The sequence below is a fragment of the Paenibacillus xylanilyticus genome (assembly GCF_047246825.1).
GTDB classification, from domain to species: Bacteria; Bacillota; Bacilli; order Paenibacillales; family Paenibacillaceae; genus Paenibacillus; species Paenibacillus xylanilyticus_B.
In genome coordinates this window covers 13,064-35,205 of the sequence record NZ_JBFOLB010000005.1, presented here as the reverse complement: position 1 = coordinate 35,205, position 22,142 = coordinate 13,064, and the positions used below count along the sequence as shown (strand labels likewise).

25 protein-coding genes and 2 pseudogenes are annotated in these 22,142 nt (G+C 39.0%); 3 read left to right on the top strand and 24 right to left on the bottom strand.

Translation table 11 applies throughout. The features are described 5' to 3' along the window. Positions 1–2,528: 2,528 nt before the first annotated feature. Positions 2,529–2,733: pseudogene (locus tag AB3N00_RS24415) on the top strand (IS3 family transposase); the annotation flags it as partial. Between the two features lie 84 nt (positions 2,734–2,817). On the opposite strand, the gene AB3N00_RS24410 reads toward AB3N00_RS24415, so the two are convergent. The 9 genes from AB3N00_RS24410 to AB3N00_RS24370 form a co-directional block, all read right to left on the bottom strand. Further along, positions 2,818–3,129 carry a hypothetical protein gene (locus AB3N00_RS24410; protein ID WP_110757858.1) on the bottom strand — a complete coding sequence of 104 codons (312 nt, stop codon included), beginning with the start codon at positions 3,127–3,129 and terminating at the stop codon, positions 2,818–2,820. Positions 3,130–3,682: 553 nt separating this feature from the next. Next, complete coding sequence (locus tag AB3N00_RS24405) at positions 3,683–3,892, bottom strand: hypothetical protein (RefSeq protein ID WP_110757860.1); 210 nt, start codon at positions 3,890–3,892, stop codon at positions 3,683–3,685. Between the two features lie 46 nt (positions 3,893–3,938). Next, positions 3,939–4,286 (bottom strand): hypothetical protein, encoded by a 348-nt coding sequence (locus AB3N00_RS24400; protein WP_146239804.1) that lies wholly within the window; start codon positions 4,284–4,286, stop codon positions 3,939–3,941. Beyond that, positions 4,234–4,677, bottom strand: a complete 444-nt coding sequence (locus AB3N00_RS24395; RefSeq protein ID WP_258377628.1) for an RHS repeat-associated core domain-containing protein — start codon at positions 4,675–4,677, stop codon at positions 4,234–4,236. The genes AB3N00_RS24400 and AB3N00_RS24395 overlap by 53 nt, the downstream gene beginning before the upstream one ends. A gap of 12 nt (positions 4,678–4,689) precedes the next feature. Then, positions 4,690–4,983, bottom strand: a complete 294-nt coding sequence (locus tag AB3N00_RS24390; protein WP_258377613.1) for a hypothetical protein — start codon at positions 4,981–4,983, stop codon at positions 4,690–4,692. A gap of 35 nt (positions 4,984–5,018) precedes the next feature. Next, positions 5,019–5,186, bottom strand: a complete 168-nt coding sequence (locus AB3N00_RS24385; protein WP_258377614.1) for a hypothetical protein — start codon at positions 5,184–5,186, stop codon at positions 5,019–5,021. Between the two features lie 423 nt (positions 5,187–5,609). Next, the gene (locus tag AB3N00_RS24380) at positions 5,610–6,275 is read right to left on the bottom strand and encodes a tetratricopeptide repeat protein (protein WP_110757865.1); all 666 of its coding nucleotides are present in this window, start codon (positions 6,273–6,275) and stop codon (positions 5,610–5,612) included. Positions 6,276–6,289: 14 nt separating this feature from the next. Continuing rightward, positions 6,290–6,676: a hypothetical protein gene (locus AB3N00_RS24375; RefSeq protein ID WP_110757868.1), complete on the bottom strand. Its 387-nt coding sequence runs from the start codon at positions 6,674–6,676 to the stop codon at positions 6,290–6,292. Positions 6,677–6,697: 21 nt separating this feature from the next. Next, a complete protein-coding gene (locus AB3N00_RS24370; RefSeq protein WP_181429739.1) occupies positions 6,698–6,961 on the bottom strand; it encodes a hypothetical protein in 264 nt (87 codons plus the stop codon). 332 nt (positions 6,962–7,293) lie between these two features. On the opposite strand from AB3N00_RS24370, the gene AB3N00_RS24365 reads away from it, so the two are divergent. Continuing rightward, the gene (locus AB3N00_RS24365; protein ID WP_413037007.1) at positions 7,294–7,377 is read left to right on the top strand and encodes a hypothetical protein; all 84 of its coding nucleotides are present in this window, start codon (positions 7,294–7,296) and stop codon (positions 7,375–7,377) included. 151 nt (positions 7,378–7,528) lie between these two features. Here AB3N00_RS24365 and AB3N00_RS24360 read toward each other — a convergent pair whose 3' ends face one another. Next, complete coding sequence (locus tag AB3N00_RS24360) at positions 7,529–8,341, bottom strand: hypothetical protein (protein ID WP_146239805.1); 813 nt, start codon at positions 8,339–8,341, stop codon at positions 7,529–7,531. Between the two features lie 419 nt (positions 8,342–8,760). Next, positions 8,761–9,102, bottom strand: a complete 342-nt coding sequence (locus tag AB3N00_RS24355) for a hypothetical protein (RefSeq protein ID WP_110757876.1) — start codon at positions 9,100–9,102, stop codon at positions 8,761–8,763. A gap of 96 nt (positions 9,103–9,198) precedes the next feature. On the opposite strand from AB3N00_RS24355, the gene AB3N00_RS24350 reads away from it, so the two are divergent. Then, positions 9,199–9,405: a helix-turn-helix domain-containing protein gene (locus AB3N00_RS24350; RefSeq protein ID WP_110757878.1), complete on the top strand. Its 207-nt coding sequence runs from the start codon at positions 9,199–9,201 to the stop codon at positions 9,403–9,405. 1 nt (position 9,406) lies between these two features. Here the strand turns inward: AB3N00_RS24350 and AB3N00_RS24345 are convergent, their stop codons facing one another. The 13 genes and pseudogenes from AB3N00_RS24345 to AB3N00_RS24285 all read right to left on the bottom strand — a co-directional run bounded on the left by AB3N00_RS24345 (position 9,407) and on the right by AB3N00_RS24285 (position 21,963). Continuing rightward, a complete protein-coding gene (locus tag AB3N00_RS24345; protein WP_413036900.1) occupies positions 9,407–10,255 on the bottom strand; it encodes a replication initiation factor family protein in 849 nt (282 codons plus the stop codon). 568 nt (positions 10,256–10,823) lie between these two features. Further along, positions 10,824–11,378 (bottom strand): hypothetical protein, encoded by a 555-nt coding sequence (locus tag AB3N00_RS24340; protein ID WP_110757884.1) that lies wholly within the window; start codon positions 11,376–11,378, stop codon positions 10,824–10,826. After that, positions 11,356–11,625 carry a hypothetical protein gene (locus AB3N00_RS24335; protein ID WP_413036899.1) on the bottom strand — a complete coding sequence of 90 codons (270 nt, stop codon included), beginning with the start codon at positions 11,623–11,625 and terminating at the stop codon, positions 11,356–11,358. The genes AB3N00_RS24340 and AB3N00_RS24335 overlap by 23 nt, the downstream gene beginning before the upstream one ends. 78 nt (positions 11,626–11,703) lie before the next feature. Beyond that, positions 11,704–11,751: pseudogene (locus tag AB3N00_RS24330) on the bottom strand (hypothetical protein); the annotation flags it as partial. Positions 11,752–12,823: 1,072 nt separating this feature from the next. Beyond that, positions 12,824–13,249 carry an SMI1/KNR4 family protein gene (locus tag AB3N00_RS24325; RefSeq protein ID WP_413036898.1) on the bottom strand — a complete coding sequence of 142 codons (426 nt, stop codon included), beginning with the start codon at positions 13,247–13,249 and terminating at the stop codon, positions 12,824–12,826. 42 nt (positions 13,250–13,291) lie between these two features. After that, positions 13,292–14,395, bottom strand: a complete 1,104-nt coding sequence (locus AB3N00_RS24320) for a colicin E5-related ribonuclease (protein ID WP_413036897.1) — start codon at positions 14,393–14,395, stop codon at positions 13,292–13,294. A 631-nt stretch (positions 14,396–15,026) separates the two neighbouring features. Next, positions 15,027–16,298 carry a hypothetical protein gene (locus tag AB3N00_RS24315; RefSeq protein ID WP_413036896.1) on the bottom strand — a complete coding sequence of 424 codons (1,272 nt, stop codon included), beginning with the start codon at positions 16,296–16,298 and terminating at the stop codon, positions 15,027–15,029. Positions 16,299–16,721: 423 nt separating this feature from the next. Beyond that, complete coding sequence (locus AB3N00_RS24310) at positions 16,722–16,985, bottom strand: hypothetical protein (RefSeq protein ID WP_413036895.1); 264 nt, start codon at positions 16,983–16,985, stop codon at positions 16,722–16,724. 668 nt (positions 16,986–17,653) lie between these two features. Further along, positions 17,654–17,851, bottom strand: a complete 198-nt coding sequence (locus AB3N00_RS24305) for a hypothetical protein (protein WP_413036894.1) — start codon at positions 17,849–17,851, stop codon at positions 17,654–17,656. Between the two features lie 95 nt (positions 17,852–17,946). Next, a complete protein-coding gene (locus AB3N00_RS24300; protein ID WP_413036893.1) occupies positions 17,947–18,240 on the bottom strand; it encodes a hypothetical protein in 294 nt (97 codons plus the stop codon). 56 nt (positions 18,241–18,296) lie between these two features. After that, positions 18,297–18,992, bottom strand: a complete 696-nt coding sequence (locus AB3N00_RS24295) for a metallophosphoesterase family protein (protein WP_413036892.1) — start codon at positions 18,990–18,992, stop codon at positions 18,297–18,299. A gap of 749 nt (positions 18,993–19,741) precedes the next feature. Further along, entirely contained in the window at positions 19,742–20,770 is a 1,029-nt protein-coding gene (locus AB3N00_RS24290) for a DUF1835 domain-containing protein (RefSeq protein WP_110757906.1), read from the bottom strand. Between the two features lie 362 nt (positions 20,771–21,132). Further along, entirely contained in the window at positions 21,133–21,963 is an 831-nt protein-coding gene (locus tag AB3N00_RS24285) for an AraC family transcriptional regulator (protein WP_110757908.1), read from the bottom strand. Positions 21,964–22,142: the final 179 nt, after the last annotated feature.

Below are 22,142 nucleotides of genomic sequence, written 5' to 3'. Positions count from 1 at the left end.
TGAATAGGTCGTTTTGCCGTGATCATCCGTCATCGACGTTCTACGGCCCATCTCGTCGTAAGTATACGATACAGACGTATCCGGACCTTTGAACCCTGTAAGCATGTTGTCGCTATTATACGTATACTCGGTGATCTTCCCGAGCCGATCCTGCTTTTTGATCAAATTGCTCTTTTTATCATAATAGAAGGTAGTCGCAGAACCATCCAACTTCGGTGGGGTCTGCTTGATGACCCGACCCAGTTCATCATACTGTTTGGTCACCGTTTGTCCGTTAGCAGAAACAACTTGGGTCACTTGCCCCAGATAGTTGTAAAAATAACGACTGGTTTCTTGTTTTGGCGTGGTTGCCGTTGAGATTTGTCCAAGTGCATCGTGCGTGTATGTTGTACGCTCCCCATTACCATCAATGGACACAGTCACGTTTCCGCTTAGGTCATACTCACTTTGTTGTAACGGAGTAAATTTGCCGTCTCGATACTCCTCTAATGCTGTCGTACGTCCCAGCATATCCAATATCTCGCGTGTTTGATACCCTGAAGCGTCCTGATACGTAACGGTTTGTCCAACAGGATCGATGGTTGTTTTCTCCGTGGTTCCATCTGGATATTGAGTCTCCGTTTTTTGTCCAAACGCGTTGACCACATACCTCGTCACATTACCCTCGGCATCTTCCGAAGCTATCACATTGCCTTCACCATCATAGGCATATTTATAAGTTGCACCCGCAGTTTCTTCTTCCGCAAGTAGACCAAGCGGATTAAACCGCTGTGAAGTGACTAAGCCGTCGGCTGACATAGTTGTAATGATGTTATTTGTATCATCATATGAGTTCGTTGATTGCGTACCATCGGCATGTTGAATCTGAAGAAGACGTCCAATTTGATCATATTTTTTCGTTTCTTGTTCACCGGCAGCGTTCGTCGTTGTCTCCAGTTGACCGGCAGACGTATAACTATACGACTCCACTAGAGATTCTGCTTTGCCAGCGGCATTATGCACGTTCAGCGAAGTCGATTCCAACAGATGCCCTGCACTCAGTTGATAAATGAGTGTCACAGTACGATCTTTGGCCAGCGTACCACCTTTGTTGGTTTTGCTGATGACGCGGCCTTTATCATCCAGCTTCACTTCTGAATCGGAGAGTACTTGTCCGCCATATCCGTTTTTGATGGTGCTACGTAACATGGAACCTTGATTATTGTATGTTGTTTCACTATACTGCTCCAACGTACTGTTCACTTTTGTAGTATTTCGAACAGGTTTAACCCAATGGTAGGGGGATTTTCCCGTTTCATAAGCAAAGGTGGATTCCTGTCCTGTGCTTTGCTTCGCTGACGTTAACATACCGTTAGTATCATATGTCATAGTCATAGTCAGCTTCTCGCCAGAAAGACCACTTACACTGACCCACTCTGTCATTAGGGTCGGGAGATTCCGTTTCGTTTGGCTGTCGTATTGAAATGTCGTGGTATAGGTTGCGTCATCACCAGTTAATGTATGTTGATCTGCAAAAATCAGGTCAGGCTCAGTGGCAGCGCCATACGTTTTGGAGAACGCCCACGTATCCACGGTATGTGCGGCGTTTACTTTCGTTGTCCATGTGGCTGATTGACCATAGGAGTCCATATCTTCTCCAGAATACTCAAAGTTGATTTTGTCCAACGTGCCTTCGCCATCGGTCGTACTGAAATGGCTCTTGCGCTCTCTGACTTTAAAGACGAAATAGGAAGAAGCTTCTCCCATTTGCTTAATCGCTGGAATGTATGCATAATCCGTAATGGCAGAAGATGGACTTGTAATTCGTGACAATAAAGCAGTATGCATTACACCATGCGCATTCTGATTGCTTTGCAGCTCAGGCAGGAAATTGAATTTGGATTCCGGATAGTAATACGTATACGTCGTTGTCCGATCCAGTGCATCGGTAAACTCTCGCAAAATGCGAATGCCCTCATCTTCACGCTGTGTATACGTTACTTTCCGGTCTGTTCCGGCAAGCTGTACGGTAACCTTCAGGCTGTCATAAGCAAAAGTCAGTGCCTGACCTTCGCTATTTTGAATCCGGGAGATGACTTGGTTTCCATCCAATGTTGTATATTGAAAATCCACCGTATTCCGGTAACCATCTGTAATTTGCAGTAACTCTCCGGTTCCGTTAAACAAATAATCGTAGCCATTCCGGATCGACAAACGATAACTGCTGGACTGACCATCCACGGTCACTGTCGTATCTTGCTTCACGGTTAAATCGTTCCAAACGTAACCTTCAAGTTCAAGATTAGCGTTTAGGCGATAATAACCTACACCTGGAATTAGAATATAGCGTTCATCCCCGCGAGTTTCCATGTAGGGTATATCCCAGCGCCACCCTTGTCCCAATCCCGTATTGAGCTCTTCCTTACGTGGCGTGACTACATTGGAATAGGTTTGTGTCGTTTCGTCGTATTGAACGCCGAGCTGTCCACTTGCTCTAGCACAGTCATAGACACGTGTCAGATCAAACGGAAGCTGGCCTGGTCCGTTAAGGAACGCCAGCTGATAGTGCCTCCATAGAGTCGTTTCATTCCACACTAAAAGTCTGAAACGTTCTACCTTCAAATATCTGATGTCTACAACAACGGCCATCGCCCTTCAGAACGTTCGAAACTACATCACTCACTATAACTCGATCCGATTTAAACGAAACTAAATAAACAGTCTCCGATGGATTTCCGAAGACTGGTTGCTTAGACTTGCTGCAAGGCGTTTTGAATCTGTCTCACAAAAGGAGTGCAGTCCCTAGAGAGCACACTTAAGTTTTATATTTGATACAACTTAAAAAGGGGTGAAGATTAATCTGCTACCAGGGGTCAATTTACATTTATTCGATAATAATATTATTTCACTAACATGATTTATTTCGTTAATATTTTGGAGCATTATTTTCAATCTTTGAAGTTCTAGTACTAGTTCGTCCATTTCTTTTGATGAGAATACGTCGTAACTACATACCGAAAGTTCACCTAAAATTTCAAATTCGTGTTCTTCTCTCTGTAAATAATTAACATTATTTTTCTCGGAAAACTCATCTATAAGTGTACCATCAATTGATTCCAATATAATTCTAAAAATACGATCACTCTCCAAATCCTAACCCACCTGGGAATGTATTGACAAGATTACCTTTTATGTCGGTGATAACTGTTAAATTATTTGTAGACGATCCACCCCGGTTAATCGATAAGTTTCCCACTCGGTATCCAACATTAACTTGACGAACAAAATCTCCAGATGTTGGAGAAATCGTTACTGGTGAGTTTACTACCTTTTTCGTTTGTAGTAATTTTTTTATTTGATCGCGAGAAATAGAAAATTGAGATTTATTAGCTGGACCAGATCCTCCGTGCTTTCCGAGCGCATAATTTAGACCAGAACCTTTATGGAAACATTACCCAGCAATGGTTGGGGTATACACTTACTGATGCAAACGAACAATCTTTGCTGGTACACGGTGAATTGGCAACGATGAACCGGGTCTAGTTGCCAATGCTAAAAACACCTTCAAGATGATCTCCTTATTTTATGTCAAGGTTTCATTCACTTGAAGGTGTTTTAATAAGTCTCACGTCATGGGGTCAGTTCCTAAACTCGCATGTGGTCTGTAGGTTTTCAATCATTTCATGCAAATGTTCTAGGTTTATTAGAGATCTTCAAGTACATCATGTTCAAGATCCCAAGGTCCTATCGTTTTTACTGCACTCAACGGAATCAGTAATCGTGTATCATCATGAGCATCTTCTGGTAAAATAACTAGAACATTATTAAAAGTATAATAATTAATGTACATACCAATTACATTTAAGTTATCAAGAAAAGTTATCTTGATACCTCTATTTAGATAACCCTTCATAAATATTTCCTGTTTTTCTACAATGTATTCTCCTACATCTTAATTATTAGATTCTTATTCCCAGCTTTCCAATCAAAATAGTGAATTCCTTCATCTGTCCAAACTTGAATTGCATACATAATTGTTGTTTCTTTGTACCGGTCTGCAAGTTTGGTGCTAAGAGTGTTATATCTTCTAAAATATATTCAACATTAAAGTATGTTAAGTCATATATAGCGACATACGCTCCTTGTTTTTCAATTCCATATGTTATCGCACTCATAGCACTAGTCATGTTAAATTCCCCGTTATCGGGTTTGGCAGTTTTTAATTCAACCTTGTGATATCCGTTAATTTTAAAGTCATATTGTTTTGAATCTACCTTCGCAGGGTTTAAATAAACATCTTTCCCCATGCCGTAACATATCAACTACGTATCTTTCTGCTGCTGTTAAGGCTTTCCTGTCTTTAGCTCTTTCATAGTCATATTCCCCGAGTTTTTTTCCTTGTACATAGTCGCCTACAGTTATACCGAAAGATTCCAGAGCAAGAAAATCGGCACTTCTTATTTTAAAATTTCCACCTGGGTCACTATAAATTAAAGGATTATTTTCTACATACGTATATAGATTCTGACTCAGCGGATTCGTCAGTTCCCCTTCATACGTATCCTCACCTATAAACCGTGCCATACTTGGATCATACCAGCGTGCTCGCAAATATTGTAACCCTACGGTATCACCCCAATACTCTCCCGCATAGCGAAGTACATTCTGTACAGTTTCCTCCGTCGTTAATGGTCCAATAGGTATAGCTGTTCAAAACTTTACCTCGTCTACGAGGCCGACAACATCGCCGTGACCATTCAACTGGTAGTATTCCAATTTTCCAGTTTGCTTGTCTTGACGTGCCCACAGTTGACCATACAGGTCATAGAAATAAGCATAGGTCAGTTCAGCTTTCCCGGACGTCACTTGGGCTTCCGCTATAAGCTTGGCTTCCTCATCGTAGTAATATCGGATGGTTTGATCGCCTTCAGTTCGTTCATACAGCAAACCATCCCCATTATAGCTGTAGGTTACTGTTTTTCCTTCCCCGGTTGCTTTAACCAATCGATTTTGACTGTCATACGTATATTCTGCATCTTTCAGTCCGTATACCTTACCACTTCCGGTACTGTACCGGTTGCCATTCGAATCATACGTGTATGTTTCCTGTTGCGAACCCGATTCCGTTTGGATGCGACTAAGTTCATCATACGTAAACTGATCGCTTGTCCCATTCTGAGTACGGGACGTGATGTTTTTGTTTCCATCGTATTCATAGTCGAATTGATGAATGGCGGTCGTTCCTTGGGAAACGTTGACTCCCCAGTTTGAGGACTACAACCAACGTTTTTCTACCCGTTGTCATATCGGTTTTGATCAAGCACGTGCAGAAACGCTAGTTATGTTTATCACTACAGAATAATATCGTTCTACGACATGAAAAGGTTGTTTTATTTACACAAATTCTTGACGCTCCCTTTCATTCATATCCTGTTAACCTTCGTTATTTAACAGAGTAGCAATGTTTATTTTCTATAGAGTTTAATCATATGTTATTCTTATTTCGCCATAAAAAAACCCCTATAATAGACAAATTAATCGTTTTACTTTTTTGTCTATTATAGGGGGCAAATTATTCATCGGCTATGTTCTAAAACAATGTTCCTTCCGAGGAAACAACTTAGTTAGAGCTAAATTAAATCAACAATTGAAGAATATCTATCCTCTGTCATAAAGACGCCAGTAATACGTTCATTAATAAACCTAATTACATCTAGTGAGTCATAGTCTTCATAACACTCATCTTCTTTATAGATAAGTCTAACATTAGCCAATCCATTCTGAATTAATCGTTTTCCTTTGTCAGGTTCTCCATTTTGCAGATAGTAATTTCCTAAATCAACCAAATTCATCACAAGATAATTACATGTGTTAATTGATTCATTTAAAAAATTCACATATTTATTAGTGTCTGTAGATTCGTAGTGCCATGCCATCAAATACATTATAATTGCTTTCGTATTTGGATCACTGGAATTTTTCATCGTATTCACAACATTTTCAAGTTGCCTGTCATTCATTCCACCCAAAAACCATTCACTAAAGAAACTTAAAAGAATTGTCAAAGGGGAAACACTACCATGATATTCAATAGCTTCCTCTAGCAATAATGCAGCTCTTTGATAATCTCCGAAGGGAGGTAATGTTTGCAATATAGCCACTCTCACCCATGCATCTATGTCATGAGGATATTTATCCAAGTAGTTAATAATTAACTTTTCTGCTTCCTCCAGAGACTCTCCAGTTGACTGGTTCACTAACTCACTGACAATATTTTGGATGGTTGAATTATCCATTATATTCCTCATTTCTAATTAATAAGATTACCAAGTGGGCGTTTAGCCTTGCCCATAAAGGCATCTACATTAATAATCATGCCGTTCTTGTCGGCGAAAAACCTAATTGTTACATCGTGGCCATTGATTTTTGCATACATCTGGTTTGAACCTGTTTTAATTTTACTAGGATCAACTTTACCTATCTTACTAGTTACACTGTTAAAAATAGACAATCTATCTTTCCCAAGCTTCATGATCCCACCTTTAATGTGATCTTGAGAAAAACATATGAGCTTCGTACCGTTTAAATAAATCTGATTTGAAACTAATTTTAGCCGTTGGACTGATAGCTCCGCCTTGGCCTTTCTTTGAACCGCTAACTTTACCACCAGCAAAACCCATTGCGAGCGCTGCAACATATTCTGCTTCTTTTCCTTTAATCAACGCCTTACTAACTGTTCAGTCGCCCAACTAATATTACCTGCAGACTTAGTATAAGGGCTTTTACCCAATGCCATATCATACAAGTAATTATACCGATTCTTATCTAAAAAAGAGTTAAAGCCGTAACGATCTCGAATTGTATTTTTATACAGATTATAATTTGAAGTGTTTATTTTAAAACCTTTCGCTCTAGCATCCTTCAGCATATGTCTGAGTTCCTGAGCATAGTAAGGATCAGCCATATTGCCGCTTGGATCCACATACTTTAACGGATCACTCAGTTCACCTTCGTACGTATCCTCGCCAATAAACCGTGCTATACCCGGGTCGTACCAACGAGCTCGTAATTATTGGAGTCCTACCGTCTCATCCCAATACTCTCCTGCATAACGAAGAACATTTGGAACCGTTTCTTCCGTTGTGAGTGGTACACCCCAGATCATACGTGTACTCGTTCAACACTTGACCAGCATCATCCACAAGTCCAACTACATCGCTATGCCCATTGATATTATCGGTACATGTACAAGTTCTTATCCATAACTGCTAGTTTCAGTCCGACATTTCGCTTCTTTAATACGCATGTTTATATATTCTGTTCTATAACCAGAACCGATTCCAGAAAAGACTAAACGACCGTTCCCCGGTGGAATACCGGGAAACGGCCGTAGCTTAAAATCGTCTTTTTTTCACTGTCTAACTTGACAGGGTTATGACCAAAATAGCGACTTCAATAGGACTATGTTCTTGTCCCTCGACATTTTTTGACTACTTTGATATGCTGTATAAATTTATCCATTAAAACTTCTTGCTAATGAACATTGTGGTTATAATTGATCTACTACAAACTTAATATCATTATAATACCTTTGTAGAGTCAAGTTGTTTTGACTCAATACAGCTCCCACCAAATTATGTGGAGTTTTATTGAACTTTGGAAGACCTCCAATATTTTTGATCATTGGGCCTTGTTCTTTGTCAAATTCCCAAACTGCTCCAAAATGCTTAACAATCATCTCTCCAAAACAATAGCCCACTAAATAAATCTCATTTTGATTCAGCCCCCGTGCAATTAGTTCATCCAGTTTAACCAGTGAACTAGAACTTTCTAATTCGAGTTGATTTGTCTGTATGAAATCATCAGTAGACTTTAACCAATCATTTTCCAGGTAATTAGGTATTGTAAAAGGTTGGTTGGCTACATTTTGTTCGAACCATTCTAACCCAAATTTCTCCGTTATTTCTCCGAATAGTTTGAGAATAGAACATAATTCTTCTTCGTTTTTATAAACATACCATTCACGAACTGTACCTTCAGCAAGTTGAGGTACTGCTATTGACTTGAGGTCAGTTTGAAAGGTACAACGGATAGCGTATGATTCCCATTCACTCAAATCAATTTCAATAATCTCTTTTGAAAAACCATCTCTTGATCTAACGAAAATCCATGGGTTTATTGATGAATTTTGATATTCAAATGATAGTTTTTGAAGTCTCTCAGCTAATTCTTTTTTGAGTATGTTGGTGATATCCAATGGAATCGTCCCTTCTATATTACTGGTATTATTATTGGAATTCCCCAAGGAGCCTCCAAAGACCTTTACCAAAGGATACATTTTCCAGTAAACAGTTCGACGCATAACTAAAGGCCATTCGATCCACAGCGCTGTACCCTTACTGATGCAAACGGACAATCCTTGCGGATACACGGTGAACTTGTCCAGTGCTTTGTTTCTCGGACGTCACCATGCTGTTTGTATCGTATGTGATAGATGTAGTCAGCTTCTCACCAGAACGACCACCCTCGCTCACCCATTATGTCGTTTGAGTCGGGAGATTCCGTTTGGTTTGGCTATTGTAGTATAATCAACCCATGTTTCACCATCTTATCAGTTTGAAGACAATCCTTAGTTTTGAGTATCTTAGTAATGTTTAGTAAAGTCACCCCTAAGGTCTATGTGGAGAGAACTTAGTAGATCTGTATAGCACGATAGAGCAAATACCCCATAGAGCGACTTTTTACGTAAGTCTAAACTATAGGGTACATATTATTAAATGGTCAGTGATTCAACAATTTTTCTCTCCACCAAACATAAAGATCACTTAACATCTTTATATTTCCAGCATCATTTAAGACCCTTGCCGCACAAACATCCACGACTCGAATCGGATTCAATCGTATCTTCCCTGTCCCAGCCAGTACTGGTTGATTAACATCAACATGATTCCGTGGCTTATGAATTACCATCCATTTCAATTGATTGGATGAATGCAGCAATACACTGCTAAAATAAATTCCAATATCTATTATTTGATTTTCTGTATCTTTACTAAACTTTAATACATTTTCTTCTGCTTCAGGTCTCATCCAATGCGGTACCAGCTCCAATTCTTCATTCATTTCTTCTGATGTTAATTTTCTCAGCAAACCATCCCCGTTGTAGCTATAGGTTACTGTTTTGCCTTCACCGGTCGGACGTTGAAGGAGAGATACAACATGCCAATCAGAATACGGCTTAAAGAGATACTTGCTGATAGAAACATGTCGCAACGTGAACTAGCCCGACTAATGCAAGTACGACCAAATACCATTAACCGATTATGCCAAGATAACGTGACTACTGCTTTCTTTGACACATTGGAACACATCTGTCGAACGTTGGACATAAGTCTCCATGAACTGCTTGTTATGGAGGACGAGTAAGTCATAACGCAACTGGTACTTTGCTCACCACGCCGCCCAATATGGCACAAGGTATCGTTATGATATCCTCCCATTGCTCTTCCGCCACTCTATCGAAGTCCAATATAGGACGTTGCCGCATTTGCTTCTCGATTTCTCTGCGGTAATACCCCGTTACTTGTTTCTGTTCCAGTTCGCCGCTCATCAATCCATTGACTCTTTGTTGCAGTTTCGGTTTCATCTGCTCAAGTTCAACGACTTGGGAACACAGATAAAGCCTATCGAATTGGGGCGGAAACTGGACTAGAACGCTCATAGGGATTTTCTCATCAGGCTTATACACGATTTCAAACCTCGTTAATTCGTCTTCGATTCTCACCCCACGCCTTTGTAGCAATTCCATCTTCTTGTCATACACTCGGCAGTATCCTGCTACTTGCCGCTGATGTCGCTTGTTGGAGTAGAACGTCCCCTTCCTCTTCTTCATATTCCGCCCCGTCAAGGACAGGACGAACATTTCACTCAAAGGCAGCGGAATGTCGAATGCTACATCAGAGCGAACATAGAGTATTTCTGTTGCATGGTTTCCAATCTCTGAAATCCAAGACTGAAAGTGAACCAAAGAGTCGGGAGGACATTCTAGCCGAAGCGTATGCTTCCTTGCCAGTCGGGCATAAACAAGCTGATACGAAAGATATGCCCAATACTTACCCTCTCTGACTCGAACACGGTACTTGAATCCCTTGTCCTTAACATAACACGCAGCGTTGTAGAAATCACAAAGCCACTGACGAAGCGGATTGAAAAACGTCCAATGCACATTCGTAAAGTCCACTACAATACGGTCAATCGAAACCTTTACTCCTTCCATGCTTAGCCCCCTGCGGAAATTTTTTAACGAATTTCCGTCTATAATTAGAGGGCAAGGTGGCTAGCCTTCACGTTGCCTTACCTGTATATGTCAACTGGCACGTTACCAGATTGTTCTCTCACAGTAACCATCGCTCTATATTGACAGTTAGTTGCGGACTAAAATGATAATTGACTGCTTTCCCACACACTATAAAAGTCGGGCTATGCATCTGAATAGTTGCTATTATTCTTTCTCATCCTCCCTATCGTGTCGGTAATGCTATTTGTTGCGGATTTATTTGCATTTGCTCTTTATTTCAGAAAAACGGGAGAAAACGAAGATAAGGAAATTCGGACTGTATACGATGGTAACTGATGATTTTGAGGTACAAGCGAGTCAGAAGATAACTGACAAGGGGTATAAAATTCAAGCTAACTGAAAGAAATTGTGCGTACAGGGGTTTTGAGAATATCTCATACGGGGATAGTGGGCGTTAAGTTCATCATGTCTTAGCCACCCGATTCATTCGGCACTGGGTGGGGGTAAAAGAAAGACCTTGAGGATTGCCCCCAAGGTCGATGCAAAGTTATTCAAATTGTTGAAGGAAACCAGGTATCCAATCAGTTTTAGAATTATATTGCCTCTGATTAGTCTCCCATTGCTCTAAGAATTCAGATTTGCTTGAACTCCAGTCGGGGAATTTCAATTTGAAGGTAGATACAAACAACCCGTCTCCACCTAAAAGTGCATGTTCTTCATGTGAGATAATTACGCCCCATTTACCATTAGTAGAATAGATGGCATTTTCTAAAGGTAGTGTTAAATTGCAATAATCATTGTAACTTGTGTTAGTGTCTATTACCCAATGCCCATGTTGATAATCCTCTTCATTAGAAGGCTTTGAAAAGCAATCCCCCTCAATTTCAGAGATAATGAATTTACTTTCATTAATTGAAAGGATTGCACTCATAAGTGCATTATATTGCTTTTCATTAAGATAATAACCGTCAGTTGGAAACAAGATAATTTTCTGTTCAACTTCATTTGCAAATACAGATTCAAAGGGGTTTTTACTTTTGAATACTTTTTGAAACACCTTTTCCAGTTCAGGTATACTATCAAGATTCACTTTTTTTATCATAATTAGTTCTCCGGTAAAATTTAATCTTTCTAACGCCACCTACACCATTTACGTCAATTGTTGGTGGACCTGATTTAGAATCCGCCCTATACGTAAACGTTACTCCATTCGCATCTTTACCGACGAATGTGCCTGGTTTTACTTCCTTGAAATCTTTCACTTGTGCCTTGAAGAAATCAAAGGCATCCCTTGCGTCACCATAGATTTTTCTAATATCACTTTGGTCTGCCTTAGCAAGTTTCTTCAAGTCATCGTAACTTACTTTACCCCAACAAGCATTATGTGTCCAAATGCCTAAATTGGAAACAAAGTACGTATGGAAATCCTTTACCTTGAAGTTATATACGGTAACATGTTCCTTCTTAACCTCAATATTTTCAATGGCTATCTCCCATACCTGTTATTCCGAGGTAATATTATCCCCTCAAGGTAGACAGTGAAAAAAGAGACACTAGGCATTTATTTATCGATTGGTACGTAAATATCGTGGGTGGATAAGCAAATGATGCTAAGCGATTTATAGTCATTTATGGGATTAAGTAAAGAGGGTTAATTTCTTGCCTTTGAAATACCTATAACTAAGCTGATTATCGCAGCATTCAATATGTTTACCCAATGGTCAAGCTCATCCCAAGTCCGATGCCATATAAGCATATTTATTCCGATAAACACTATGCTAGAAAGTATGAAGAATCCGAAGAAGTTTTTTAGGAAAATTTTCAATTTCATTTTAATCCGCTACATCCCCTTTCAATTTCTATTTGTTTTTGAGAGCATTCCCTAAATGACCATTTTTTCTATTTTATAACACTAAATAAACTTGATTGTACTCGTTATGTAATCTTTACATTAATTTGGTTTTTAAATTCCAGATTGGACCCCATCTGAAAACTTCATATCGTAGAAAGAAGTACAAGTCGAAAAAAGTTTTTTAATTCCGCTTCAGGAGTTAAATTTAACAACCGTTCGCCTTCTTCCTATGCTTTTATCGCCATACTGACTTCATCTTTTTTAAGTGCCTTGTGTTTTCTCAAGTTAGGATTTATATTGCTTGTACATTCACTCCGTATTGTGACTGCATCTATAGATACAAAAAAAGCAGTTGGCCTAAGTAGTAAAGTACTGTCGCGGAGATAAGGCCAGCTTGCTACTCAATTAATCTTTTCCGTTTTAATAATGATTTTTTTTATCTGCAGGTAAGACACCAGTTTAGCTTTCCCTAAATACAAATCATTTTGGCCATGGAGAGTTCATCTCTAGTTTCAAAATATAGCAAATTTGATCTTTTGGTCTCTCGTATGCTCACTAGTTTTAGAGTCCAGGAAAATCACGTGACTATTCAATGTAAAGGTAGCTTTCGCTGACCTACTTCATTTATAATGATTTCTGTGTTCATTGAGCACAGGAATCAAGTATAGATTCTAGCCATACTGAAGTCAGATCAGCTAATTAAATTGTTGGATAAACTCCGTAAAGTCTGCTGCGGTATAAGTACCCAGAGGGTTGTCAGAACGTATCGTTTCTACATAACTAATACTAGGAGAAGGCAAGTTGCTGAAATTAAAGCAAAACAGGTTACCCTTCTCATCTATAGCAAAAGGAAAATGATTAAGAGGAAGATTGTTCTTTTGCTCATTATATACATCCAATATATCAAGATCATCAAATGCGATGAATGTTAGGAAGGAAGAAAACATAACTTTCTTTCCATTAATATTCAACGTCCGTTGTACAGGCTCTGCACCGTGATATTTTTGAATAAAATTAATGTACTCTGAAGGAAACTGTATACCCCACTTTTTTTCTACTAACCTTACTGCACGCATATCAACAGAAGAATACTCCGTGCTCCAGGTATTATTATCGACCATATGCTCTACTCCCTATTTATTTATTATTTATATGAATTGAATCTATTTAACCCATTTGATATCATCATCTGACCAGTATGTGCTCCAATCGGGGTCATCCACTTGACTAACTTGAATAATTTCTCCCGTATCATTTCTTCTAACAACATAACCACTATCTTTGTGATAATATACTGTAACCGGTGCATTATTCTGTCCTTTTCTTTGATCAACCCAGTCTACAGTCCCTGCCGGTTCATTTATAGCTTCACTCAGTCGTTGATCATTCCAACCACGTTCAGTAATTTGATCTGCAATACTTTTGCCACCTCTTTTTGTAGGTTCTTGGCTATAGTGAAAGGGCTCTCCAGAATAACTATCTATTTGAGAATTCATCCCATTTCCATTACTTCCACCCGAATCGGTATGAGGTGAATGATGCTGCTTACCATCGATGGACTTTAATCCAACTCTTCTTCCAAAGACACCAAGTAGCATAGAAGTTGTAATATTTGCAGCATACTCTGCCCCGCCATCTTGCCTCATTTTATCAAACTCAGCTGCTATTTGCTTCTCTGCCTGTTCGCGGGTATCTCCATTGTCCCAACCATAGTTCCAAGCGAAGACAATTCCGTTACCTATATCCGTAACGGTACCAATGGTATTATCATACAAAAGCTCCCCTGCGGTATCCAGAGGATGTTCAATGAAATCCTTGCCTAGTTGGAGAATAGAATCCCCCATTGCAGCTATATTCTCCCCAGCCTGATTAAAGAAGGCATCCACATGTTCCTCGATACTTCGTTTAGGAGGTGGATCATTGGGGCCGCATACGAGATCATTGGTAAGGGGTGTACTTGGGTTCGCTTGATAATCGAGAAGCGCTGAGATATTAACCATAGTTGAATCGGTATCCACAAAGCGATCACGTATTTGTTCCAACCGTAGGGATACCATGTGGAGCAGCTCCAGAGTGTTATTCAAGTTTTTCTCCGCATAGCGGTATAGATGGGCAAAACGCTCAGCTGTCTCCCCTTCAAATCCGCCAATCAACGGAGTAAGATGGCTGTTTAATTCATCCAGAATTTGCTGCAAGTGCCCGTGTCCTAACTTAAACAGTCCAACCGTATGTGTCATTTGATTCACAGGAATCTGTATCTTTGTCATTGTCTCAACCCTCAGTTCTAAATCTATCCTACAGTTTAATCGATGTTAGACGCTGTTTTTAAGGAGCGATAGTTCTATTTATGTGTAACCATTTTACTAGAATTTCCAAACGGAGATTATAATAAATTGTAATTAACTCCATTGACCTAAATGAAGACAATTCTTTTTGGCTCTAGATCGGTGAGATTAGAATTCGCTAAGTGTTAATCACCGAGTAAATTAAATTTTTTTGTAGAACTGAAGTCAAAAATAATAAAACAAGTAACCCTGCTCCTATAAAAATCCCTTCCCTCTTCACAAACGGCCTAAGCAATTATTCAAGTAAAGGGTAACTCCATCTCAGCCCTTCCCTAATCAGGCCGGCCGATCTAGTATTACCACAAAATTGCTAGATGTCCTTAGGCTCATTCATTCTGTTCATATATAATAAGCCGCATACTCTGAATGAGAGCAGCGGCTTAGCTTATGTACGGTCTTCATTGTTGGCGTTGAAGTGAATGAAAATACAAACTGAATCTACATTAATTTTATAATTCAAAGGGCATCGCCAGTGCTATACGTCACTTGGCGATGGCCTGGAGGAATTACGCGTGTGTGGAAGACTGATTCAGGGAATTTATTTCGCTCTGCGCTATTTCAGTATGTATTTGGTCAAGGTGTTATCGAAGAACTCGTTCGTAAGATAAAGCTCACCGTTTCCGGCATAAATATACATGTGCCCGGCCTTTTGATCGAGCCACAGCGTAGAGAGATGGTACTTGATCTGCAAATTTCCCGGGTCAAGCACGTAGAAATCTTCCCTGGCCCAATCTCCCTCAAACAGATTCTCATCAATTATAGGTGGACGCTCCTGCCACTGAAACTGCTTCTCCACAGTAATCTCGCCTGAAGGCGTCATATGGTAAATCCACTTCTTATCGCCAATTTCGCCAATTTGCTGCTTACCGAGAAGCTGATTGTCCTTGCTATACAGCCTATATGTGTTTTCGTTCCGAACCAAATAGTTATTGCCCGTAATATCGATCTGATCATTCACATTTAGAGTACGCACCCACTTCTTCTTGCCTTTCATATCGTAGCCAATGACCAGCTTACCATTCTTACTGCTCAAATAAACGATAAAGGATCCACCTTTGAATGACTTCACCTCGAAATAAGGATTTTTCATCGATTTGGGAGCTGTATAGGTGACTAACGGTGTTTTTAGCGCACTCAGACTCCGGTAAATACTTATGCTGCCTTGCTCAGGCAATTCATGCGTCACATAGCCGTTTGGAAGTACCTCTAATATCCCTGAAGTCCATTTGTTGGTTAAGTTTAGCTTTCGTATCTGTTTCCCGCCCTGGTTATACTCAGTGAAGGTAATGGAAGTCGGCTTGTGGGGGACGTAAGAACGAATGACAATGTTACCGCTGTCGAGCACCAACGGCGTATACGAATCGGTTATATTTTTTGTCCATTTCAATTTCCCCTTCGGATCGACAACGGAGAAATCATAAGCGATTGCGCCTTTCATTTTGTAAAAATAACTATAGCCATTACTAGCAGAAAAAAACTTTGAGGCGGTAAAAGGTTTGTCGTTGGCAATGTCAGAGTAATCGTACACCCAACTCGTAGAACCATTGTTGCGATCGATGGACGCGTAAACCTTATCGCTGTATTTGGTCTGGGAGGCCGAAAGCTTCGCTTTCTTGCTCAGTTGAATAAACATCCGTTCCTTGTTTTGCAAGCTATCGAGCGTGTTCCAAAAAGTGTAACCTTCTGGTAACGTGTAGCTCCATTCCGGCTCCGGCAGTTGTTCGATGGTTTTGGCTGCTGCTGCCGAGCGACCTGGAGCAAGCACTTGTGTTACAAGTAGAAGCGTTAGCGCGGCGATGATAAACTTGAAACGTTTTGAATCCATGCTTATATCCCTCTTTTTATATGTAATGGTGTTTCAATTTCCTCCTATTATATTTTCGCTGAGAGAAGGAAGACAAGGAAAGTAGTGGAAAAAATTCCGTCGACATGTGGCGAGAAACGGCTAAAGTTGTGCGGACGTTAACCAACCAGGTTACTGATCCTATATCGACTGTGAAGAGATCCTTCAGAATGTAGAAGGACTTTTATCACAGTGTTCCCATATTCTTTTTACAGACAGCATATTATCATCCTATCTGAGTTCTTCTAAAAATCATTAAAGAAAAATATATAATAAACGCAATAACTGCTACAATTGCTAATACTTTATTACCTATCTTCACTAGTTATACTCTCTCCTTATTCAAATTAACAGCCCCATTTAAATGCGTAATAACAACAAAAAAATGAATGCAGTGTATACATATTAACTTTCATCTTTAAAATGAAAATGTTCATGAAAAATCGCATCCGTTCCAACTAATGTACCGCTCTTTTTATGGATATATCCAAAGTTATGATTTAGTGGCAGTTGAAGCAATTGATAATTGTGATCTCTTGGTAAAGCATTGATTTCATTCACAGCTACATCACGAGTAGTGTAGATACCTATTGGAAAGAAATTAGGGAACTTAATTGTTTCATCAACAACGAAAATTCCCCAAACGTAATCATTTTGCACATCATTCACCTTTATTCTTAAATTCTTTAATCAGAGTTGGCCATGGATTATTGGATAAAATAAACAATTCTTACTGCTTCTCTTGTGTATCAAACCTCGTTAATCTTTTTAGGTTGGTTTGGAAATCTCTACATGTTTATTCATATCTACAGCAATGGTTCGATGCTTGGTGTGTCAAGACTACACTAACGCCGCTTAACATTTCTTAAATCCATTGAACAGGCTCTTTATCTCTGAAGTAAATACTTCCAACTTGGACACTTTCATGTTACTAATGATGATGATCCATGAAGATTGACTAAGAAAAGAAAAAATTGATTGATAGTGAAATACATAAAACAGCTAGTATTAAGAAAGCTATTGCTAAGAGACGCTCACTATGCCAACTCCGTATCGCTTGGGCGATATTCAAGATTGAAATCGAAAGCATGGAAACACCCATATTCATTTTAAAGAGATTGATAACAAGAGCAACCATTACCAAAAACCAGATAACTAAAAACCATTTTGGATGATCTCGCCAAATTTTTTTAATTAGGATACACCCCTTTCAGTTTTAATTGGTGGGTACATATCAATCTAAATAACAACTATGTAACAAACGTAACTTTTATCCACTATGTCGTCCAACTAGTACTATTGGAGAATAAAGATTTTGAAAGAAGTCATCTTATCGACTATTCTCTCCAAAATATCTTCTTCATGGCTATCTTGAAATCTTTGGGGTAGTACTTTATCATCGTTGCAAAGTTAAAAGCTATAGATGCTCCTAATAGCAAAGTGGCAAAACTGTCTCCATAGAAAATAAGATTAAGAACAAGCATTACAAGTGATCCCACCCCTACTGAGAAAGACACCATTAAATGCCTATCCATAGTAACGCTTCCTCCTTTAAACCGTGTACAAACAATTGTTATGATAGTGAATTCAAATTTTTTTTAAAAACAGGATTATGTAATTTCATTAGATCTCAGTTGTCATTTAAGTCACGGTCATAGGCCCCAGCCAAAGTAACTCCTACAATTTGTACTTGTTCACAACCCTTAAATTCCGCTTGTGAGTCAATGATTCCCGAAACGACATGAACTGCTCTTTCTGTGAGTTCATCCTTACTTAATATCTCATTTGAACCAATACGAACATTTTTATTGATATAATCATCGTGATTATCCTGGCGAGTATATATGTTCACCACAACATGATACGAAAATTTCTGATTATTACTGAACTTTTTCACGATATCTGTCATTGGGGAATATTTCATTGTTTCCTCCTTAAATTGTCTGCACTATTCTCTAAATAAAGCGATTATTCTGTGATTTAGTTGATCCGTATCATATCTGTATACAACAATCGCTGATTATTCGGCAATTCAAAGTCATGATGAAAATGCCCAAAGTACCACTGCTTATATTCTAATTTCTGCTCCATTTCCTGGAAGTATGAATGCATTTCATCCGCATCCATGTGAATATTACGTTGAACTTTAATATACTCTAATGCTTTGGTCGAACACGTATGGGTGATAATATAATCTACTTTCCAATCAGCCTTCTCTAGATTGCTCAATCCTTCTATGTATTCCTCTGGTGAAGGCATTTCACGGCGCCACCAGGACTTCCCTTCTTTTCGGTATTCCTTATCATGAGAAGCTGCGCCACCAAATGTGAAAAATGATTGGCCATCAATGTTATATACTTGTCCTCGCATCAAATGGATGACGCTATTGTTTATCCTATGTATCTTTCCACCATTCCAAATCTCAACGGGGTACTGTTCAAGCAAATCGAAGTTCTCATGATTGCCGTCTACAAAAAGAGTGGTGAACGACTTGGTTTTGTCCAGCCACTTAAGCCAATATCGATCCTCATTACTACCACCCCATATCAACCCAAAGTCTCCAGCAATGATGACGTAATCTTCTTTGGTCAGGTGTTTTTGTTCTGGAAAGTTTCTTCTATTCAGCCGTTTATTAACGCTCATTGTTCCATGAATATCTCCCGTAATATAGATCATGCACTCACTCCGATAAAATTAAGTCTATAAGTTATCCATTGTTATTATTATAAAGGTAAAATTTCACAACGTCATTATTTGATTACACAAAAGGCAGCAACTTTGCAATTACTCCAATCATCATAAATACAACCCCTGTACTTATAGCGATTGTTCGTTGAGGTCCCTTCGTGTAGAAGGTAGATGAATTAGGATTTAATACATAAATGAGGCTATATATAGGGGAGCATTTTCGATTTTTTGTTTCAATTATAATTTAATTATAATTTCGTAGTAATAAAGTTCATCTGCGATTTTGACTAAAGCTATAGGATGAAATCCGATATTTTGAGTACATTGCATATTTTGACTTCTTGACAAGTACTATACTTGTCAAGAATTTATAAGAGTCTTTGTGCTCCAAATTAATAAGGTTATGCTGAAGGAATACTACAAAGAAAACATGGATAAATCATTTGGTGCGAGTTAGTTTATGCTCGCTTCAATTAGATATCAATCTACGCTCAAACTTAAGATATACTCCATACTAGATTTATTTGAGATTATTGTTTCTCTGACTGATTTTGTATTCATTCTCACGACTAGCATCATACTTGTATTGAAATCCTTTTGAGCTACACGCAATGAAAGAATCCCTTAATACTCTGATCGCAATTAGAATACCTCTGTTGGGAATCTTTGAGTCTCGAGGCTGGGTTGATTGAATCTTAGAAATCTTCATCGTTGAATTCCTTTATCTGATCGAATCTTCAAGTAGACGAACGTATTGAAAAATTATGCAAGAGACCGGGTAATCCTCGAAATAACAAGATTCCATTACTCACTAAGCTCCAGATTCGATACACAACAAACGAAGACCCTATACTTTGCTGAAGGTACTGCAAGACTTTGCTCACGACAGCACCAGCTTGAACAAACTCTTCGGGTTGGAGCTTGTTTTGTAGCTTTTTAACTGACTCCATAATAACTGCATCAATGACATCCTCTGCCTGGCCTTGAATTTTTCCGTCTTCCCAAAAACGAATGATATGATGTTGGTCAACCAAATCCAGCCACTCTGATTCATAATACTTTCTCTGATCAGGATCTAGAGGAAAACCGTCGCCATAGTTTTTTACAATTTTAATGTAATTCTCTTTGCTGATTAATGCCTGTGCGTAAGGAGCAACGCCTTCTTCCGGAACCTTTGCGACGTCCTTATGCACTTCGGATACATTTACTGTATGAACTGAATTCTTACGATCCTTCAATAGATATAATGCGAAGCGAAGTCCGATCTGGTCATGAGCATTATCCGCATACCAAATGGTAACTGACTTACCCTCAGGTATCTGTCGTAAAGTCCTAATCATGTTTTCCATCTGATTATCCTGGTTTAGAAGGTTTCCATAATATTGATCTGAATCATGTTCCATCCACCATAACTGCCTTTGCAGTTGACCTTCCGCGGTAGTTAAATCATAAATAGGTCCTACTGAAAATAGATCATTAAATGCCAATACTCGGCACTGCGATCGTATACCGAGTTTACTAAGGGTCACTTTTAATGAGCCGGCATCCGAGAGGCTAAATACGATGTGAATGTGTGTTACAAGACTTTCCGATTGTATCTGATACTGGTATATAGTCTCAATTTGTTCCTCGACCCGCTGAGAGATCCTCTCTGCTATTTTTTTCTCCTCCTCATTCTTTGACTCAATGTCATGTTGTAATGTGGCTAGAAGATTATGAATCAAGAGTCGATAACCTGTTTCCCCAAGATTATTTAGCTTTTCCATTAACGATCCCTCCCAAGATTCATCCACCTACTAGTGATGTAAATGACCTTTCCATCCATTCTTCTTTAGATGCCTGCTTACTCTAACGAACACGAAGTCTTTAATCTTGGCAGATGTTATTTAGCTGTTTGATATCGGAAGCGATTATGCACTTCTTATGTTAACCGCACAAACAAAAAAACTCCAAAAAGGAGGGTAGGTTTCGATGCGTATCATTATATTAAGCTTTTATAGTACAAACCGTCATTAGGGTAAACAGCTACAGTTTGAAAGTATGAATATCGTAACTCTTGTTCTTGATTTTCGACACACAATTCTTTAAACCAATCCTCTTCAAAAGATATCTACATCCTTGCAGTCCCTCACTTTAGTACTTCACTTGATTTTTTGTACTCATAAGGTGTTTTCCCCATTACTTCCTTAAATGCTTTTCTAAAGGACTTCACGTTAGGGAACCCTGTTTCATAAGAAATCTCCGTAAGCGATTTATTGGTTGAATCCAACAATTCGATCGCCATTTCTAGGCATAGGATCTGCTTGTACTCTGTAAATGTTTGCCCTGTGTATTCATGAAACATTCGGGACAAATAAGCCTCAGAATAACCGCATACTCGGGCTGTTTCAGCCAAACTGATATTCTCCGTATAATGCTCTTTTATATAATCCAAGATGGTCTGAATTCTTTGCTGTCTCGCACTGTTAGTCGCAGATGGGCTATGAGCGACTTGGCCAAAAGAATGCACCAGTCTATATTTCAATTCGATGACCCGGCTTTGTGCAAGAATATAGTCGTAGGTACCCGTAGATACATGCAGATTGTATATTTCCATCAGTAAGTTTCTGAGGTTAGACAGGATCTCCTCATCCATACGTTCCTCCGATGTGTTCAACTGGATGACGACCTGTTCATTAGCAAAAAAGGATTCCGTAAAGTGAAGTATAAGAACACGATTCTCAGTCAGACTTTGAGTCGAGTGAGGAACATTACTATTAATGAACAACAAATCTTGGTCCGTCAGTGTGATTACCTTCCCGTCATGCCATACCCGCAAGCTTCCGCTAATACAATAGATGAGTTCCATATTGCTGTGAAAATGCATCGGAATAACTCTTTCCGTATCATTGGCTTGGAAAATAAAAAGGTTAATTAACTTTTTGCGATCTATTTCAATATGTTCATACATTTTTTTCATGATGTCACTCCGTTAACAAGGCCATAAACCATTAACTCACGTGTTTTATTAAGTCGATAACCCGCTTCTTTTACCTATACTATACCGACAGTAAATCACGCAAACAAGTAATTCTTTCGAATTAAGGTACTAAAAAAGAAGGCAGATTATCCCCGGAGGGGATCACTGCCTTCTCTAGA

What these genes read in the sequence shown, in the direction of transcription:
- AB3N00_RS24405 (WP_110757860.1), bottom strand. Translation starts at nt 3,892, where the DNA reads ATGAAGGGTTATCTAAATAGAGGTATCAAGATAACTTTTCTTGATAAC.
- AB3N00_RS24400 (WP_146239804.1), bottom strand. Translation starts at nt 4,286, where the DNA reads ATGGGGAAAGATGTTTATTTAAACCCTGCGAAGGTAGATTCAAAACAA.
- AB3N00_RS24385 (WP_258377614.1), bottom strand. Translation starts at nt 5,186, where the DNA reads ATGGAAACAAAAACATCACGTCCCGTACTCAGAATGGGACAAGCGATC.
- AB3N00_RS24380 (WP_110757865.1), bottom strand. Translation starts at nt 6,275, where the DNA reads ATGGATAATTCAACCATCCAAAATATTGTCAGTGAGTTAGTGAACCAG.
- AB3N00_RS24375 (WP_110757868.1), bottom strand. Translation starts at nt 6,676, where the DNA reads ATGTTGCAGCGCTCGCAATGGGTTTTGCTGGTGGTAAAGTTAGCGGTT.
- AB3N00_RS24360 (WP_146239805.1), bottom strand. Translation starts at nt 8,341, where the DNA reads ATGCGTCGAACTGTTTACTGGAAAATGTATCCTTTGGTAAAGGTCTTT.
- AB3N00_RS24355 (WP_110757876.1), bottom strand. Translation starts at nt 9,102, where the DNA reads ATGAATGAAGAATTGGAGCTGGTACCGCATTGGATGAGACCTGAAGCA.
- AB3N00_RS24350 (WP_110757878.1), top strand. Translation starts at nt 9,199, where the DNA reads ATGCCAATCAGAATACGGCTTAAAGAGATACTTGCTGATAGAAACATG.
- AB3N00_RS24345 (WP_413036900.1), bottom strand. Translation starts at nt 10,255, where the DNA reads ATGGAAGGAGTAAAGGTTTCGATTGACCGTATTGTAGTGGACTTTACG.
- AB3N00_RS24340 (WP_110757884.1), bottom strand. Translation starts at nt 11,378, where the DNA reads ATGATAAAAAAAGTGAATCTTGATAGTATACCTGAACTGGAAAAGGTG.
- AB3N00_RS24325 (WP_413036898.1), bottom strand. Translation starts at nt 13,249, where the DNA reads ATGGTCGATAATAATACCTGGAGCACGGAGTATTCTTCTGTTGATATG.
- AB3N00_RS24320 (WP_413036897.1), bottom strand. Translation starts at nt 14,395, where the DNA reads ATGACAAAGATACAGATTCCTGTGAATCAAATGACACATACGGTTGGA.
- AB3N00_RS24315 (WP_413036896.1), bottom strand. Translation starts at nt 16,298, where the DNA reads ATGGATTCAAAACGTTTCAAGTTTATCATCGCCGCGCTAACGCTTCTA.
- AB3N00_RS24305 (WP_413036894.1), bottom strand. Translation starts at nt 17,851, where the DNA reads ATGGATAGGCATTTAATGGTGTCTTTCTCAGTAGGGGTGGGATCACTT.
- AB3N00_RS24300 (WP_413036893.1), bottom strand. Translation starts at nt 18,240, where the DNA reads ATGAAATATTCCCCAATGACAGATATCGTGAAAAAGTTCAGTAATAAT.
- AB3N00_RS24295 (WP_413036892.1), bottom strand. Translation starts at nt 18,992, where the DNA reads ATGATCTATATTACGGGAGATATTCATGGAACAATGAGCGTTAATAAA.
- AB3N00_RS24290 (WP_110757906.1), bottom strand. Translation starts at nt 20,770, where the DNA reads ATGGAAAAGCTAAATAATCTTGGGGAAACAGGTTATCGACTCTTGATT.
- AB3N00_RS24285 (WP_110757908.1), bottom strand. Translation starts at nt 21,963, where the DNA reads ATGAAAAAAATGTATGAACATATTGAAATAGATCGCAAAAAGTTAATT.